The sequence below is a fragment of the Xanthomonas sp. NCPPB 3761 genome, assembly GCF_041475705.2.
Lineage (GTDB): Bacteria > Pseudomonadota > Gammaproteobacteria > Xanthomonadales > Xanthomonadaceae > Xanthomonas > Xanthomonas phaseoli.
Genome location: NZ_CM191262.1, coordinates 1,068,044 through 1,085,079, shown reverse-complemented (window position 1 = coordinate 1,085,079; position 17,036 = coordinate 1,068,044). Strand labels below are relative to the sequence as shown.

The window sequence follows — 17,036 nt, the reverse complement described above, 5'->3', positions numbered from 1 at the left end:
AGCCTGGGCTGCCCATTGCTGTGGCGCGGCGCACGTTCCGATGTATGCAGCCACGCTCGATGGCCCCTGGCCGTCGATGCAACCCAGCATGCATCGCCAAGCGCCGCGCTTTGCGCAAGCCTTATGCGCTCACGCAGACGCATCCAGCAATACATCGTCTTCGCCAACGCGGTCGTCCACCCACACCGCGCCCTGCTCGGCCATGAGGGCCAGCTGGTGCTCCAGCTCGCGCATCAGCAAGCGCACGCCGGGCTTGTGGATTGCGGCGCCATCGCGATAGATCACCCCACCTGCGCGTGCCTGCGAGGGCTGCTGCAGCTGGAAGGCACGCAACTCGCCACGTGCGATGTCGCCGGCCACCATCATGCTCGGCATCACCGCAATGCTGTCGGTGCCGAGCAGGATCTCGCGTGTGAAACTGGCCGAGCTGGAACGCAACTGGTCGCGCGTTGCAAGACCATGCTCGCGCATGACCTGCGCCACGTCGCGTTCCACATGCTGGCTCAGGGTCGGCAGCACCTGCCGGTACGCGACCGCCTCGGCAATGCGTACCGGCCCATTGGTAAATAGCGGGTGGTCGCTGCGCGCCACCAGCGCGATCGGGTCCTGGTACAACACCTTGCGAATCAATGCGTCGTAGCGGGCCAGCGGATACAACCGCCCGACCACCAGATCGATCTCGTTACCGGCCAGCTTGGGCAACAGCTCATCGGTGCGGCCATGCAGCAGGCGCACCCGTAGCGTCGGTTCGGTGCGATACAGCGCGGCCAGCACCGCCGGCAGCAAACCGCTGGCCGCCACCGGCAAGGCGCCCACGGTGATCGTGAGCGCATCGTCCTGCAGCAGCCCTTCGAAGGTGTCCTGCGCGCGTCGTAGCTGCCCCAGCACCACATGTGCCGTCTGCACCAGCACCTCGCCCATCGCATTGGGGCGAACGCCGCGCGAATGTCGCTCGAACAGCGGCGCACCGACGATCTCTTCGATCTCCTGCAAGGCGCGCGTGAGCGCGGGCTGGGTGACATTCAAGACGCGTGAGGCGCGCAACAGGCTTTTCTGTCGGTCCAGCGCCTCGATGACACGCAGGTGCCGCACCTTGATGCGGTGTTCGAAGAACACGGATGACATGGTCATTGGGGAAGACCTTGGGTTGGGAAGTCGGGTAATGCGACGATGCGGCGCACGGCCACTGCGCCCAGCTCAGCGCGCATGGGGCACACGCCGCGTCTGCATGAAGTCTTCGAACGATTCGCCGCGCATGATTGCGTAGACCTGCAGATTGGTCATGCGCACCACGCGCGCGAATTTTTCGATGACGAAGAAGTTGGCGCCGTATTGCACCAGGCCCAGCCAGTCGCGCGCACGGATCAGCGCCTTCTCCTGCTCGGTGAGTTCGGCTTCCTGCATCAGAACTTCTGCATCCTGCAAGAAACGATCGCGCCACGGGGCGCGGATCATGTGCCAGAAAAAGCGGTTCAGGCGCAGCGCGCGATTGCTGGTACGCAGATCGAACAGGTACGTACCGCCGATCTGCTCCATGCCCTGGGTTTGCGGATTCATCAGCACCTCCTCAGGCCGCAGCGGCAGCGCGCGCGAGCAGATCGGCCGAACGCGGCGCGCCGGCCGCTTCTTCGCCCGGCTCGTACAGCACCACGGTCATCGCGGTGGTGGTCATCAGGTAGTAGTTCTGATGCAGCTTGCGGATCGGCCCATCCAGCGCGCCGCGCATCGCCAGCCACATGATCTGCTCCACGCTCTCCGCACCGCCCAGGCGCACGTAATCGGTGTGGGTGAGATCGGTGAGGGTCTCGGGCGCATGCTGGAACCGGTCCAGAAATTCCATGTCCCATTCGGTGTTGTTGAACCCGGTGCGCTCGCCATGGATCTGGTGCGATAGCCCACCGGTGCCCACCACCACCACCCGAAGATCTTCCGGATACGATTCGATCGCCCGGCGCACCGCCTGGCCCAGGCGATAGCAGCGCCGCGCCGTTGGCAGCGGGTACTGCAGCACGTTGATGGCGATCGGCACCACCGTGCCCGGCCAGTCCGGCACATGCGGCCATAGCAACGGCAGCGGCGCCGCGCAGCCATGGTCGATCGGCTTGTCCTGAAACACCGTCAGGTCGAATTCGTCATTGACCAGGCATTCGGCGATATGCGCCTGCAACTGCACGTCGCCGCGGATCGGCGGCAGGTTGCGCAGCCCCGCACCCTCGTCGGCAACCGGAAAGCGCTCGCCCACACCCAGCGCGAAGGTGGGATACAGATCGAAGAAGAACGTCGTGCAGTGGTCGTTGTAGAAGAACACCAGCACGTCGGCCTGCTGCTCGGCCAGCCACGCGGCCACCGGCGTGTAGCCGTCGAACAACGGCTTCCACACCGGGTCCTGCTGCTTGCCCTTGTCGTAGGCCACCCCGATGGTGGGAACGTGCGAGGTTCCGATACCGCCGATGATGCTTGCCATGTTCCGCTCCTGCGACGCGGGCCGGGCCCCGGTCAGGGCAGGCGCGCGTCAGTGGGTGATTGGGGATCTGCAACGCAATGGATCCCAACAAAGGACGACCAACGACTCCGGATTGCCAAAACGGTATCCTTGGGATCCAAATTGCCATCAAGCGATCTCATCCGCAAGGTTTTTATACAAGTAATTGCAAGTTTTCCCTGTCGAAGGAACGTGCGCTGCGGTATGGCGCGAGAGAATGGAGCCAATGGCGAACAACCACCGATTGCAAGCGATTCAGCAGCTACGCGAATTGATCCTGTGCGGCACCTTCGCGCCGGGCGAGCGCGTCACCGAAGCCGCGCTGGCCGAGCGCCTGGCGATTTCGCGCACGCCGATCCGTCAGGCCCTGCCGGCGTTATGCCAGGAAGGCCTGCTGGTGCAGGCAGGCAGCCGTGGTTACGCCGTGCGGCGCTTCAGCCAGCAGGAAAGCCTGGATGCACTGGCGGTGCGCGCAGTGATGGAAGGCATGGCCGCGCGCACCATCGCCGAACGGGGCGCCGCCGCCGAATTGCTCGCCACCTTGCACGCCTGCCTGGGCGAAGGCGACCGCATCCTGGCCAGCCGCAATCTCTGTGCCGACGACGAGCAGGCGTATGGCGCAATGAATGCCCGTTTCCATCGCGCCATCGTGGAGGCGGCCAACAAGCCGATCCTGACCGAAACCGTGGAACGCTGCACACTGGTGCCGTTCGTCAGCCCGGTCAACGTCGTGTTCGGCCAACGCACTGCTGCGCTCGCCTACGACGATCTGTTTTACGGGCACAGGCAACACGGCGCCATCGTCTCGGCCATCGAACAACGCGATGGCGCACGCGCCGAATTGCTGTTCCGCGAACATGCCAACACGCAACGGCACAGCATGGGACTGTGAGACGAGCGCTTTGCTCGTCGATGCCCTGCGTGCCAAGCATCCCGCTTGAGCGATGAGGCCAGACCTCCAGCGCGAGTTCGTTCGCGTGACGCATCGCATCCGCGTCATCCCGCATTGCCGGCACCGCGGCGCCGGCAATGCGGGATGCATGACCGGCGCGCGTTACAGCGAGTGCACGATCATCAGGTTGTAGCTATTGCCTGCCACCGAGTTCTCCACCTCGATAGGCAGGTACACATTGAAGTTGAGAAGGTTCTTTTCGTCGAACCGCCAGGACAACCCGGGGCCAACATAGAACTGCCTGCGCTTGCTGTCGGGGACGCCCTGGTCGTTGGTGTGGTTGTTCTTCAACTGCTGCAGGTAATACCCATTGATGCCCAGACGCAATTGCTCGGTGACCTTGACCGAGCTGGCGAAGTTTGCCCAGAGCACATCGCCGGCCTGGCCATTGCGAAAACGGAACCCGGGAATCGGCGGCACGCCACCTGCGCGGCTGGTGCGGAAGTTGTAGAGATAATTCAGCCGCCCGCTGATTTCCCAAGTGTCGCTGGGTTGCACGGTGAAGGCCCAATGCGGTGCGACCGACCAAAAACCGGTGCTCTGGTTGATGGCGATATCGCGATCGAACTTGCCCACGGGCGCGAAGGCATCGATGGCAAACCGCTGGAAGAAGAACACCCGTCCATCGCGCATCACCGGTGGCATCTGCAGCGCCGGCCCGAACGAGATATCGCCCATGCCCAAGCCATTGCTGCTCAAGCGCACCGGGCTATCGGCAGCGACGGAGGTGTCGTAATTGACCAGCGGCACGATCGCATTGAAGCTCAACGAACCGCCTTTCCAGGTGTAGGGCGTGACATAGATGAGCTGGGTCAACGCGACGCTGACGCCAACCTTGGGGTCGCGGAACGCCGGCGAATTGTCGCCGTTGGCATTTTTGATCGCGTCGAAATCGTAGTAGCGCAGATACTCGATGGCCGTCCATCCAGGCTGCATGGAACCGAAGCCATCCAAGAAACTGGTGCCACCCAGATTGATGCCTTGGGGTGGCGCCGCGGTTTCCGGCACAGCCTGCGCCCACGCTGCCGGCGACGCTGCGGCCAGCAAGGCAGCGATGATCAATGCAGGTTGACGAGGCGACAGCGCACGCGGCAACACCGAACCACAACGAGCAGACGAACGGACGCGTTCCACTAGGCGAATCTCCGATGCAAAGGGAATGGATGACTGCGATGCAACGCGACGGGGAGGGGGAGAACGTGGGACTGGAAGACGGCGGCACGCGGCATGCGCCGTCAGGACAGCGGTGAGTCACGAAGTTGTCTGCCGCCCGGATGCGCCGACTCAGCCGGCGCCGACCCGCAGCAGCAGTGACCCGAGCCGTTGCTGGAACAACCAGCGTCCCTGCTCGAGCACCAGCACATCCTCGAAGCTGCCCAGCAATGCCGGCGCTTGCGCCGTCCACGGCGGCGCTGCGGAGGTAGCGTCAGCGGTGTAGAGCAGGACGTGGCTGTGCGCATGCGCCAGCGTGTGCGACTGGACGCTGACCAAGGTATTGAGCATCAGGTGGCACGTGGTGCGCGGCGCACGCTCGCGAAACGACTGCAAGATGGCCTCGCGCCCCCGCACGGGCGCATCCGGTGCACTGGGGCGCGCGAACACGCCATCGTCGGTGAACAACGCGGCGAGACCGGCATGATCATGGCGATCGTTGTAGAGCGCAAACCGGCGGATCGCTTGCTCGCAGGCAATGATGATCGAAACGTCTTCGTGCATGCAGCGTTCCTCAAGGCGTGACCACGCACTCTCGATACCCGGCGGATTGCGTGTTTGCGCAGCAGTGGCCACCTCGTGCCACGCGTTCGGCGGGCGCGCCATCACGCGGCCTGCAACCAGTCGCGCAGCGCGTCGCTGACGGCAGCGGGGGCTTCCACCGGCGCCATGTGCCCGCAGTGTTCGAAGATCGCCAACCGCGCCTGCGGAATGTGTCGCGCCATGTCCTGGTGCCGCGCCAACGGGCTCCACGCGTCTTGCCGCCCGACGCCCAGCAATGTCGGGCATGTGATGTGCGCGAGCACCGGTGCCGCATCGGGGCGTTCCAGCAGGGCGTTGATCTGCCCGGCAAAACTTTGCGCGCTTTGCCGCTGCACCATGGCCATCAAGCCATCCATCAATTCGCCATCGGCACGGTGATCGGGGTGCAGCATCGGCGGCAGCCAGCGCTGCGCCAGCGCCTGCATTCCCTGGGCGTGCGCCAGTCGCACCAATGCCAGTCGTTCTTCGCGTTCGCGCTCGCGGCGCGGCGCGATGCCCGTATCCAGCAGGGCCAGCCGCAGCACGCGCGCGGGCGCCTGGCGCATGATTTCCAGCGCGACCCGCCCGCCCATCGAATGTCCCGCCAGCGCAAACTGCGGCGGCGCAACGGCCAAGACATGCGCGGCCATCTGCGCAATGCTGTCGAAGCCGGCGAAATCCATCACCTGCATATCGGCCAGATCGCGCAGCGCGGTGCGCTGCGGTTGCCAGATGGCGGCATCGCACAGCAGGCCGCACAACAACAACACTGCCGGCTTGGACGAAGGAGGCGCAGACGAGGTCATGGCGCGACTGTAGCCACGGCAGCCACGCACGTCGTATGGAACCTGCTGCCTTCGCTATAGCATCAAAGGCATATCAAGGCATGACAGCCAGCCGCTGCCGATGTCGGCGGCTGGCGCGCTTGGCTCACGCGCCGCCGGAGGCGCGCTTCCACAGCACATCGACCAACGGCGGCAACTTGCCGGCCAGGCCCAATACCGATCCGCGCAACAAGGTCAGGTGCATGTCGTCGTTGGAAAACACCGTGTTGATCGCATCGAAGCCGTAGGCAGCCACGGTGTTCTCGCTGCGCCGGGTACGTGCCCAACATTGCAGGCGATGCGGCGCGGCCCAATCGGCGCGTTTGGCCATCGCCTCGCGCACGCTCTGCCGCAACGCCGCCACATCGCGCAGGCCCAGGTTGACGCCCTGCCCGGCCAGCGGATGCACCACATGCGCGGCATCGCCCAAGGTGAGCACGCGGCCGCTGACGTACTGCTGCACCAGCTGCCGTTGCAGCGGGAAGGCGGTGCGTGCCGACACCACGCGTACCTCGCCCAGGCGCGCAGCAAAGGCCTGGGTCAACTCCCGCGAGAAACTGGCATCGTCCAGCGCCAGCACGCGCTCGGCGTCGGCATCGGGCAAGGTCCACACGATCGAACTGCGGCCATCGGCGAACGGCAGGAAGGCCAGCGGCCCGGTGGTCAGGAAGCGCTGCCAGGCGGTGGCCTGATGCGGGTGCTCGGTTTCCACGAAGGCAACCACGCCGCGCTGTGCGTAGGCATGCCGGGAGACCGGCAGCCCGGCGAGTTCACGCAAGGTAGATGCCGCACCATCGGCAGCGATGGCCATTGCCGCTTCCAGCCGGCTGCCATCGTCCAGGCGCAGGCGCACGCTGGCGGCGTCCTGCTCCAGCTCGACCACGCGTGCCGGGCAATGCACTTCGATGCCGGCCGCGTGCACGGCGGCCCACAGGCGGTCCACCAGCACGTCGTTTTCGATGATCCAGCCCAGTTGCTCGCGTCCCAGGGTGTCGGCGTCGAAGCCCAGCTCGCCACCTCCGCCCGCATCCCAGACCCGCATGCGCCGATAAGGTTGCACGCGCGCGGCACGCACCGCATTCCACACGCCCAGGCTGTCGAGCAACGCGGCATTGTCGGCAGCGAAGGCATAGACGCGCAGATCGGGTTGCTCGGCGCGCCAGCGGGCAGGCTCGCGCCCTTCGATCAGGGCAACGCGCAGGCCGGCATCGTTCAATGCCAGCGCGCAGGCGGCGCCGACGACGCCACCGCCGACGATCACCACCTCGCGCATGCTGCGCCGGCTCATGCGCTGCCCCGGCACAGTTGTGGCAGATCGCCACGGAAGCCCATGGCGCCGCCCACCAGCATCGATTGCAGCGGGGCCGCCTGCGAGGCCGCAAACAAGCCCAGGCTACGCAACGGCCGCAGCAACGGTGCCGGGTTGCCGGTGAGCCGCGCCAGACCGCTGGAAAACCCGATGGTGTGCTCGCGATCCACCCGCCGCCGCGCCAGATACTCGGCCAGCAACGCACCGGCACCGGCATCGCTGCGATCGTGCTCGATCAATTCGGCCAGCGTCAGCGCATCACGCAGCCCCAGGTTGAAGCCCTGCGCGCCGATCGGGTGCAGCGTCTGCGCGGCATTGCCCAGCAGCACCACGCGCTCGGCGATGAGGCTGTCGGCCAGCACCTGCACCAGCGGATAGGCACTGCGTTCGCCGGTGGCGACCATGCGCCCGGCACGCCAGCCGGCTGCACGCTGCAGGCGCGCCAGCCAGCCGGTGTCATCGAGCGCAGCCACGGCTTCGGCCTCGGCGCGCGCCACGCAATGGATCGCACCGTAATGACGGTCGCCGCGTGGCAACAGCGCCGTTGGCCCATGTTCGCCAAAACGCTCCCAGGCCGTGCCATCGGGCGGTCGTGAGGCACGCACGCGCGCCACGAACAGGGTCTGCAGGAAATCGTGGGTATCGGTACCGATATGCAGCAGCTCGCGCACCGCGCTATGGCTGCCGTCGGCGCCGACCACCAGTTTGGCCTGCACACGTTGCTCGCCCGCATCGGTAGCCAGGCGCACCGCGCGCAGGTCGTCCTGCACCGGTTCTATGCCGATGCACCGCGCGGGCCGGTAACGGCGCAGATGGGTCAGTTCGTCCAGACGCGTTTGCAGGGCATCGCCGAAGTCGCGCGCCACCACCACCTGGCCGAAGGCGTCGCGGCCATAATCGGCCGCGTCCAGTTGCACGCGGCCGAAGTCCCCGGCGCGGCTGACATGGATGCGCCGGATCGGCCCGGGCGGGCTGCGCAGCTTGGCCATCACCCCGAGCGCACCGAGCGCGTTCACGGTGGCCGCGGCGAAACTGAGGTTGCGTTGATCAAACACTGCCGGCGGCGTGCCGGCCGGGGTGGCCTCCACCAGCCCGACATCCAGGCCGAGGCGGTCCAGCGCAATCGCAAGGCTGGAGCCGACCAGGCCGCCGCCAACGATCAGAACGTCATGGGGATGTGTCATTCCCACATGATAAGCCTTCGCCCCCTGCGCGTTGCCGACGCAGGGCGGGACATCTTGCCGCGCCCGCTGCCACCTGCGCCGTGCATGGCTCGCGCGCAGCGCAACGCTTCATGCGCTCCCCAAACACATGCAGCGGCCGGAAAAGCGTGGCGAGCAGTCGCCAGGCGGGCGTGGATGGCGCGCCCAGAAACGGCGATGTAGGCGTGGCGCAGGCCGATTCCGGGCGCCGGCCACGCCCGCTTGGCATTGCGCAGTCATCGTGCAGCTGCCGTTACCCAAGCCGCGGGCAGCACCACTTCCACGCTACACTCCAGGGCCTGCAATCCGGCCGCCTCGCGCATGACGTCTCGCTCGCACGACACCCTGATTCTGAGTCTGCTCGCCGCGTTGATGGCGGCCACCCGGATCAATCACTTCGCGCCGGTTCCGGACGCGTCCTGGGCGGTGTTCTTCATCGGCGGATTCCATCTGGCTGCACGTACCAAGCTGGCATTTCCGCTGCTGATGCTGCTGGCCGTGGCGGTGGACTGGCTGGTCATCACCGGCCAGGGCCTGAGCTTCTGGCAGCACTACTGCGTGTCGCCGGCGTACTGGTGCCTGATCCCGGCGTATTTCGCGCTGTGGGCCGGCGGCGTGTGGCTGCGCCGGCACTACCACGGCGCTCAGTGGAGCGCGCTGGCGCGACTGGTGCCGGCCCTGCTGATTGCCGTGGCGCTGTGCCAGCTGATCGCCCAGGGCAGCTTCTACTGGATCAGCGCCAGCGTGGCCGACCCGACCGTGGCCGGCTGGTTCAAGAATTATACCGACTGGCTGGGGCCCTATCTGCGCAGCGCCGCGCTGTACGTGGCGGCTGCCGCGGTGATCCAGGTGGCTGCCGAGCGTCTGTCCGCACCGCGTCGCCAGCCCTACGCCGGCTAAGCCATGGGCAACCGACTCTCCCGCATCTATACCCGGACCGGCGACGACGGCAGCACCGGCCTGGGCGACGGCAGCCGCACCGGCAAGGATGCGTTGCGCGTCAATGCCTACGGCACCGTGGACGAAGCCAATTCGGCGATCGGCGTGCTGCTGGCCGCACCCGGCGTGCCGGAGCCGATCGCCGCACTGCTGACCACCGTGCAGCATCAGTTGTTCGACTTGGGCGGCGAGCTCTGCATCCCCGGCCACGCGGCCATCGACGCGACCGACATCCAGGCGCTGGAGACGCAGCTGGACGCCTTCAACCAGACGCTGCCCGCACTGCAGGAATTCATCCTGCCGGCAGGTGGCGAAGCCGCCGCTCGCTGCCATCTGGCCCGCACCATCGTGCGCCGGGCCGAGCGCGAGACCGTTGCGCTGTCGCGCCAGGAAGCGGTGCGCAGCGAGGCGATCGGCTACCTCAACCGCTTGTCCGACCTGCTGTTCGTGCTGGCGCGCGTGCTGGCGCGTGCCGATGGTCGGCAGGAAGTCCTGTGGCGGCACGACCGCCGACGCGGTTGAGCATGCGCCCGGGTCGGCACAGAGGCTAGAGTTGCCCCATGTTGGTCTTTACCCATCCCGCCTGCCTCGGTCACGACGCCGGCCCTGAGCACCCGGAAAGCCCCGCCCGCCTGGAAGCGGTGGTCCAGGCCCTGCGCGGCGCATTCCCGGATCTGGACTGGCGCGAAGCGCCGTTGGCCAAGCTGGGCGACCTGTGCCGCGTGCACGAGCGCGAGCAGGTGGATGCGGTACTGGAAACCGCCTTCGACGGCTATCGTCAGCTGGACGTGGACACGCGCATGGTGCCGGCCTCGCGCGCGGCCGCCCTGCGCGCCGCCGGCGCCGGCATCGCCGCGGTCGATGCGGTGATGCAGGACCAGACCCGCACCGCCTTCTGCGCCGTGCGTCCGCCCGGTCACCACGCCACCGCACAGGTGTCGATGGGATTTTGCCTGTTCAACAACATCGCCGTGGCCGCCGCCCATGCGCGCGACCGGCATGGGCTGGAACGCATCACCATCGTGGACTTCGACGTCCATCACGGTAACGGCATCCAGGCGATCTTCGAACGCGACCCCGCCGTGCAGTACCTGAGCACCCACCAGTCCGGGCTGTATCCGCATTCGGGCAGCGTGTACGAGCGCGGCGTCGGCAATATCCATAACCTGCTGCTGCCACCGGGCAGCGACGGGCTGCGCTTCCGCAATGTCTGGGAAGACGAGATGCTGCCGCTCATCGATGCCTTCCGCCCGCAGTTGATCCTGATCTCCGCCGGCTTCGATGCGCATCTGCGCGACCCGCTGGCCGACCTGATGCTGGACGACGCCGATTTCGCCTGGCTCACCGGCGCGCTGCGCACCCTGGCCGACCGCCATGCACGCGGCCGCGTGGTCTCGATGCTGGAAGGCGGCTACGACCTGCAGGCGCTTGCAGAATGCTCAATTGCTCATGTTAGAGTTCTCTTGCAGCAAACCACTCTCAATTTACTTTTAAAGGATAAAAAGTGAGAAAGTTAAATATTGCATTGTGTCTAGCAGCTACGATTGCATGTGGGCAAGTCAATGCCCAAATGCTGCGCGCAAACTTCCCGGGCCAGCTCAACCAAGGGAATCGACTAGTCCCAGAAGAAACCCTGACGTCGCCCAATGGCGCATATTCACTCAAATTTCTTGCTGATGGCTCATTAAGGCTCTATAGAAATTCAGATAATAGGCAGACATGGGTGGCAAGTAGCGGCCAAGTATCTCAAGGAGACTCCTTTAGCTTTTTACCTACGGGCGCAACCGGGACAAGGCCATCAAGGTGCGCTGGCCTGCAAAATAATGGCGCATCTGGCGGATCTCTTTTTAGAACATGCGCTCCGTCCTCGGTTGTAGGGATGGTTCAGGACGCTTACTTTGCAGTTCAAGATGATGGAAATTTGGTGGTCTATGGCTTCGGCCCGGCCTGGAGAGCCACTGGCGACTTTCCAAACGGGCTAGATGGAATAGCTTTTCCTCCTGGAACAGTTTTTACTAAAGGTAGCAGCTTTCAGACATCCAACGGATCTGCACGACTTGATTTCACTGCTTCAGGGAATCTAGAGCTTTATGCTGGCGGCTCTCTTAAATGGCAATCTGGGACAGCAGGATCAGGAGAGAATGCAGTCATGCAAGGCGACGGGAATTTTGTAATATATAATTCTGCAGGTAGTCCCGTTTGGTCCACTGGCACACAGGGAACAGACCCGTACTTGTCGTTAAGCACTAATGGGGCACTTGCTGTTTTATTTAGAGTTAGCGGCAGAAATGGCGTTCTTTGGTCACTGAGATAGGATAAACGAGACTGAGATAGACTCATACAACGCCTTGAACCCATAGAGGCGTTGTATGTACAGCAATGAATTTAGGCGTTGGCATCCGACCCGCTGGCCGACCTGATGCTGGACGACGCCTATTTCGCCTGGCTCACCGGCGCGCTGCGCACTCTGGCCGACCGCCATGCACGCGGCCGCGTGGTCTCGATGCTGGAAGGCGGCTACGACCTGCAGGCGCTGCGCGAAAGCAGCGTGGCGCACGTGGCAGCGCTGCGCTGAACCCCGGCCAGGGCGCCGGTCGCGTCACCGGGTGCGATGAACCTCGCCCACCCGGCGCCGGCGCTCTTCATTGCCCCTATGCGGGGTATGCGGCAAGCTAGTCGCCATTTTATTGGTTGAACCCACGCGTGCGCCGAGCTCTCCGCCTTCTGCCCCTGCCTTTGAGCATCGCCATCTGCCTCCCGGCCATGGCTGCCGACAAGCCGTTGAACTGGGGACTGTGCCCGGCCGTAGACCCGCTACCCGGCTTCGACGGCGCCCCCGCCGCCGACCCCAAGGCGGCCGAGATGCGCCAGCAGTTGCCGACCGACGTCGAAGGCGACCAGCTCTCCGGCACCAGCACCACCCCGCAATACCAGGGCAATGTCGCGTTGAAGCGCGGCGACCAGTTCCTGGGTGCCGACAACCTGCGCATGGACACCGAAACCGGCAACTACATCGCCGAAGGCAATGTCCGGTACCAGGACACCTCGTTCCGCATGGTGGCCGACCGCGCCGAAGGCAATCAGGATACCGACACCCACAAGGTCACCAACATCCAGTACCAGTTGGTGGAGCGCCGCGGCAATGGCGACGCCGAATCGGTGGACCTGCAGGGCCAGGTCGGGCAGATGCATCGATCCACCTACACCACCTGCGACCCCTCGCAGCCGATCTGGCGCGTGCGCGCGCCGGAGATCGACGTCGACAACGAGGAAGGTTTCGGTACCGCGCGTAACGCGGTGCTGCAGATCGGCAAGGTGCCGGTGCTGTACTTCCCGTGGTTCAAGTTCCCGATCGACGACCGCCGCCAGACCGGCCTGCTGTTTCCGCAATTCGGCCTGTCCGGCCGTAACGGCTTCGATTACCTGCAGCCGATCTATCTGAACCTGGCGCCGAACTACGACGCCACGTTGTTGCCGCGTTACATGAGCAAGCGCGGTTTCATGTTCGGCACCGAATTCCGCTACCTGTACGAGGGCGGTCGCGGCGAAGTCACCGGGAATTACCTGCCCAACGACAAGTTGCGCGACAAGGACCGTGGCAGCGTGTTCTACAGCGGCTACCACAACGTCAACAGCAATTGGCAGGCGCGCAGCAGCATTTCCTGGGTCAGCGACACGCGCTATGTCGAGGACTTCACCAGTCGCCTGAACGGCATCGGCTCGGCTTCCAGCCTGCAGAGCACCGTGGGCATCTACGGCACCGGCGAAACCTGGACCGCAGGCCTGATGGCCGACCGTTGGCAGCTCACCGACTACACGCTGGACGAGCAGGCCCTGCCCTATAACCGGCAGCCGCGTGCGTATTTCACCTGGGAAAAGCCGCTGGGCATTTTCGAGGCCGGCATCTATGCCGAGGCGGTGCGCTTCACCCATGACGACTCCTACTTCGTCCAGCCTCCGAGCCCCAGCGCTCCAGGCGAAACAAACAACCGCGACGATAACGACGAGTACGTCCGTACCAATATCCGCAACAAGGAATACGGCAGCGGCGCGCGCCTGGACGTCAAGCCGTACATCTCGATGCCGCTGTCGGGCGCAGCATGGTTCCTGACGCCCACCGTGGCATGGCGCTACACCGCGTACCAGCTGGATTCCACGCTGGCCAAAACCCTACCGACTGGCAACCGCTCGCCGTCGCGTAGCCTGCCGATCGCCTCGCTGGACGCCGGCCTGTATTTCGATCGCGAAACCTCGCTGTTCGGCACCAACTATCTCAATACGTTGGAGCCGCGCATGTACTACCTGTACGTGCCATACCGCGACCAGGACGATCTGCCGGTGTTCGACACCCGTCCGTTCACCTTCAGCTACGGGCAGCTGTTCCGCGACACCCGCTACACCGGCGCCGACCGCCAGAACGATGCCAACCAGCTGACCCTGGCGGTGACCTCGCGCTGGCTGCGCCAGGACGATGGTCGCGAAAAGCTCTCGCTGAGTGCGGGCCAAATCCTGTACTTCAGCGATTCGCTGGTCACCATCAACAACAGCAATAACGCGGCAGCCGGCAGCGAACAGACCATCGACCAGGGCAAGTCCGCCTGGGTGGCCGACGCCAACTACATGATCAACGACCGCTGGTCGATGGGCGCCACCTACCAGTGGAACCCGAACTCGCGCAAGGAAGATCTGGCCAGCCTGCGCACGCGCTATCTGCTCAACAACGACGGCATCATCAATCTGGCGTATCGCTACCGTCGCAACCTCACCGACAACAGCGACCAGCTCAAGCAGGCCGATTTCTCCTTCCTGTACCCGATCAACCCCAGCTGGAGCGCGGTCGGTCGGTATTACTACTCTCTGCTGGACCGCAAGCCGCTGGAAATCATCGGTGGCGTGCAATGGGACAGCTGCTGCCTGGCGGTGCGCGGACTGGTGCGCCGGTTCGTGCGTAACCGCGATGGGGAGATGGACAACTCGATCCAGATCGAGTTCGTGCTGAAGGGCTTGAGCTCGTTCGGGCAGAACACGGACCGCACTTTGCGCCGTGCTATTCTCGGCTATTACCGCGACGACCTCTACCTGGTCCCGCCCAGCAACACCACGACCAATCCGGACGATTACGATCCGAACCTGATTCCATGACCAAGCCTTTCTCTGTTGTTCTTGCCTCGCTGCTGGCCATCACCAGCACGGTTTCGCCGTTGGCCTCGGCACAGCAATCCCAGCCGCTGGATCGCATCGCTGCCATCGTCGACGAAGACGTGGTGCTGCAGAGCGAGCTCGACCGCGCCGTGCGCAACGTCAAGTCGCAGTACGCCGGTCGCGAAAACCAGCTGCCGCCAGACGATGTGCTGCAGCGCCAGGTCCTTGAGCGCCTGGTGCTGGTCAAGCTGCAGGTCAGCCGTGCCGATGGCAACGGCATCCGTGTCAGCGATGAAGAACTCAACCGCGCCATCGCCAGCATCGCCCAGCAGAACGGCACGACGGTGGACGGCTTGCGCCAGAAGCTGGCCGCCGACGGGATGGGCTACGCCGATTTCCGCTCCTCGGTGCGCGACGAGATCATCGTGCAGCGCCTGCGCCAAAGCTTTGCGCAGAGCCGCATCAGCGTGAGCGAAGGCGAAGTGGATACTGCGCTGGCCCAACAGGCCGCCACCGGTAGCCAGTACCACCTGGCGCACATCCTGATCGGCTTGCCGGAAGGCGCAACTGCCGAGCAGATCGCCACTGGCCAGAAGAAGGTCGATGGCGTCAAGGCCTTGATCGACAAGGGCGAGCTGGATTTTTCGGCCGCTGCGGTGCGTTATTCCGATAGCCCCAATGCGCTGGAAGGTGGCGATTTGGGCTGGCGTAGCCTGGATGAAATCCCGAACGCATTTGCGCAGCTGATCCGCGACATGCAGCCTGGCCAGGTGGCCGGCCCGCTGCGCGGCCCGAGCGGTTTCCAGCTGCTCAAACTGGTGGAAATGCGCGACGCCAATGCCGGCGGCGAAAAGAAGATGGTCACCGAGTACCACGCACGCCACATCCTGGTGCGGATCGGCGACAACCAGACCGAGGCGCAGGCCAAGGCCAAGATCGATACGATTCGCGCGCGCATCGTGGGCGGTGCCGATTTCCAGGCGACGGCCAAGGAGTCCTCCGAGGACACCAATAGCCGCGGCCAGGGTGGCGATCTAGGCTGGTTCCCAGCCGACGCATTCGGCCCGGACTTCGGCAAGCAGGTCGAAAGCTTGACCGATGGCGCGGTCTCCGAACCGTTCCGGACCCAGGCGGGCTGGCACATCGTGCAGCGCGTCGGCAGCCGTCAGACCGACGTGAGCGCCGAGAACCAGCGCGCGCAGGTGCGTGAAACCATCGGTCGCCGCAAGCTGGAAGAAGAGTACAACCGCTATCTGCAGGAGCTGCGTGGCGAAGCGTATGTGAGCTACCGCACCGGCGACCGCGCCGATGACAATGCCACTGCCGCTCCGGCCAAGTCGGCAGATCCGGCAGCGCCCTCGCCGCCGCCGGCAAAGCCGACGCGCTGAGACCGGGCAGCCGGATAGCATGATGGTCCCGTCGCTCGCGCTGGTGCCAGGCGAGCCGGCCGGAATCGGGCCGGAACTCTGCGTCCGGCTCGCGCAGCAGCCGCGCTCTGACGCGCATCTGATTGCCTACGCCGACCCAGATACCCTGCACAGCGCCGCCACGGCGCTCTCGTTGTCTGTGCGGCTGCTCGATCCCGACCAGCCCGCGCGCGCGCCTGGCGACCTGCCGCTGCATCCCGTTCGCCAAGCCGTGGCAACGCGCTTCGGCGCGCCTGACCCGGCCAATGCCGCAGCGGTGATCGCCGGTCTGCGCAGCGCGGCCGGCGACTGCCTCGCCGGCCGGTTGCAGGGAATCGTCACTGGCCCGGTGCACAAGGCAGTGATCAATGCCGGCGGCATTGCTTACACCGGCACCACCGAACTGCTGGCCGAACAAGCCGGTTGCCCGGTGGTGATGATGTTGGCCAACAGCATCGTGCGCGTCGCGCTGGTGACGACCCATCTGCCGCTGCGTGCGGTGGCCGATGCCATCACCGCCGATGCGCTGCTGCAGTGCCTGCGCATCACCCACGCAGCGATGCAGCGCGACTTCGGCCTGGAGCACCCGCGCATCGCCGTGCTCGGCCTCAACCCGCATGCCGGCGAAGACGGTCACCTGGGCCGCGAGGAACTGGATATCGTCATTCCGCTGCTGGAGCAGCTGCGCGGCGAGGGCATGCAGCTGATCGGCCCGTTGCCGGCGGACACCGCATTCCTGCCGCAGAAACTGCGTGGTTTCGACGCAGTGGTGGCGATGTATCACGACCAGGGCCTGCCGGTACTCAAGTACAGCGGCTTCGAGCAGGCAGTGAACATCACCCTTGGCCTGCCCTACCCGCGCGTTGCGGTGGATCACGGTACTGCGCTGGAACTGGCCGGCCGCGGAATCGCAGACCCCTCCAGCCTGATGGCAGCCACTGCGTTGTGCGCGCGCTTGGCGGCGCGCCGCTAACACCCCGTGTGCTTGCGCGCTGCGAGCATGCCGCATGGTGCCTGCCGTCTATCCGCCAGGCCCGACGGGTGCG

At 65.2% G+C, this 17,036-nt stretch carries 15 protein-coding genes and 1 pseudogene; 8 read left to right on the top strand and 8 right to left on the bottom strand.

Going from position 1 to position 17,036, the window contains the following annotated elements; genetic code table 11:
- Positions 1–129 precede the first annotated feature (129 nt).
- From ACCQ00_RS04620 to ACCQ00_RS04610, 3 genes are all read right to left on the bottom strand, one after another.
- Complete coding sequence (locus ACCQ00_RS04620; RefSeq protein WP_017157299.1) at positions 130–1,131, bottom strand: LysR substrate-binding domain-containing protein; 1,002 nt, start codon at positions 1,129–1,131, stop codon at positions 130–132.
- A 66-nt stretch (positions 1,132–1,197) separates the two neighbouring features.
- Positions 1,198–1,557 carry a protocatechuate 3,4-dioxygenase subunit alpha gene (locus ACCQ00_RS04615; RefSeq protein WP_017157300.1) on the bottom strand — a complete coding sequence of 120 codons (360 nt, stop codon included), beginning with the start codon at positions 1,555–1,557 and terminating at the stop codon, positions 1,198–1,200.
- A 10-nt stretch (positions 1,558–1,567) separates the two neighbouring features.
- Entirely contained in the window at positions 1,568–2,464 is an 897-nt protein-coding gene (locus tag ACCQ00_RS04610; RefSeq protein WP_017157301.1) for a gallate dioxygenase, read from the bottom strand.
- 235 nt (positions 2,465–2,699) lie between these two features.
- On the opposite strand from ACCQ00_RS04610, the gene ACCQ00_RS04605 reads away from it, so the two are divergent.
- Positions 2,700–3,374: a GntR family transcriptional regulator gene (locus ACCQ00_RS04605; RefSeq protein ID WP_017157302.1), complete on the top strand. Its 675-nt coding sequence runs from the start codon at positions 2,700–2,702 to the stop codon at positions 3,372–3,374.
- Positions 3,375–3,536: 162 nt separating this feature from the next.
- Here ACCQ00_RS04605 and ACCQ00_RS04600 read toward each other — a convergent pair whose 3' ends face one another.
- From ACCQ00_RS04600 to ubiH, 5 genes are all read right to left on the bottom strand, one after another.
- On the bottom strand, positions 3,537–4,568 hold the full coding sequence (locus ACCQ00_RS04600) for a SphA family protein (protein ID WP_039570763.1): 1,032 nt from the start codon (positions 4,566–4,568) through the stop codon (positions 3,537–3,539).
- Positions 4,569–4,718: 150 nt separating this feature from the next.
- Entirely contained in the window at positions 4,719–5,252 is a 534-nt protein-coding gene (locus ACCQ00_RS04595; RefSeq protein WP_017157304.1) for a nuclear transport factor 2 family protein, read from the bottom strand.
- Complete coding sequence (locus ACCQ00_RS04590; RefSeq protein WP_017158636.1) at positions 5,252–5,974, bottom strand: alpha/beta fold hydrolase; 723 nt, start codon at positions 5,972–5,974, stop codon at positions 5,252–5,254. Before ACCQ00_RS04590 ends, ACCQ00_RS04595 begins: the two co-directional genes overlap by 1 nt.
- 124 nt (positions 5,975–6,098) lie before the next feature.
- A complete protein-coding gene (locus ACCQ00_RS04585) occupies positions 6,099–7,280 on the bottom strand; it encodes a UbiH/UbiF family hydroxylase (protein WP_039570761.1) in 1,182 nt (393 codons plus the stop codon).
- The gene (gene ubiH, locus ACCQ00_RS04580) at positions 7,277–8,485 is read right to left on the bottom strand and encodes a 2-octaprenyl-6-methoxyphenyl hydroxylase (protein WP_372354071.1); all 1,209 of its coding nucleotides are present in this window, start codon (positions 8,483–8,485) and stop codon (positions 7,277–7,279) included. Before ubiH ends, ACCQ00_RS04585 begins: the two co-directional genes overlap by 4 nt.
- A 339-nt stretch (positions 8,486–8,824) precedes the next feature.
- Here ubiH and ACCQ00_RS04575 point away from each other — a divergent pair, with 339 nt between their 5' ends.
- The 7 genes and pseudogenes from ACCQ00_RS04575 (at position 8,825) to pdxA (ending at position 16,963) form a co-directional block, all read left to right on the top strand.
- Positions 8,825–9,403, top strand: coding sequence for a hypothetical protein (locus ACCQ00_RS04575; protein ID WP_017159102.1), 579 nt, complete (start codon positions 8,825–8,827; stop codon positions 9,401–9,403).
- A 3-nt stretch (positions 9,404–9,406) separates the two neighbouring features.
- Entirely contained in the window at positions 9,407–9,964 is a 558-nt protein-coding gene (locus tag ACCQ00_RS04570; protein WP_005921106.1) for a cob(I)yrinic acid a,c-diamide adenosyltransferase, read from the top strand.
- 38 nt (positions 9,965–10,002) lie between these two features.
- A complete protein-coding gene (locus ACCQ00_RS04565) occupies positions 10,003–10,950 on the top strand; it encodes a histone deacetylase family protein (protein ID WP_046736016.1) in 948 nt (315 codons plus the stop codon).
- 893 nt (positions 10,951–11,843) lie between these two features.
- Positions 11,844–12,017 (top strand): annotated as a pseudogene (locus ACCQ00_RS04560) (histone deacetylase family protein); the annotation flags it as partial.
- A gap of 128 nt (positions 12,018–12,145) precedes the next feature.
- On the top strand, positions 12,146–14,584 hold the full coding sequence (lptD, locus tag ACCQ00_RS04555) for an LPS-assembly protein LptD (protein ID WP_022558362.1): 2,439 nt from the start codon (positions 12,146–12,148) through the stop codon (positions 14,582–14,584).
- On the top strand, positions 14,581–15,972 hold the full coding sequence (locus ACCQ00_RS04550) for a peptidylprolyl isomerase (RefSeq protein ID WP_039570752.1): 1,392 nt from the start codon (positions 14,581–14,583) through the stop codon (positions 15,970–15,972). The genes lptD and ACCQ00_RS04550 overlap by 4 nt, the downstream gene beginning before the upstream one ends.
- A 19-nt stretch (positions 15,973–15,991) precedes the next feature.
- A complete protein-coding gene (pdxA, locus tag ACCQ00_RS04545; RefSeq protein WP_039570749.1) occupies positions 15,992–16,963 on the top strand; it encodes a 4-hydroxythreonine-4-phosphate dehydrogenase PdxA in 972 nt (323 codons plus the stop codon).
- Positions 16,964–17,036 lie beyond the last annotated feature (73 nt).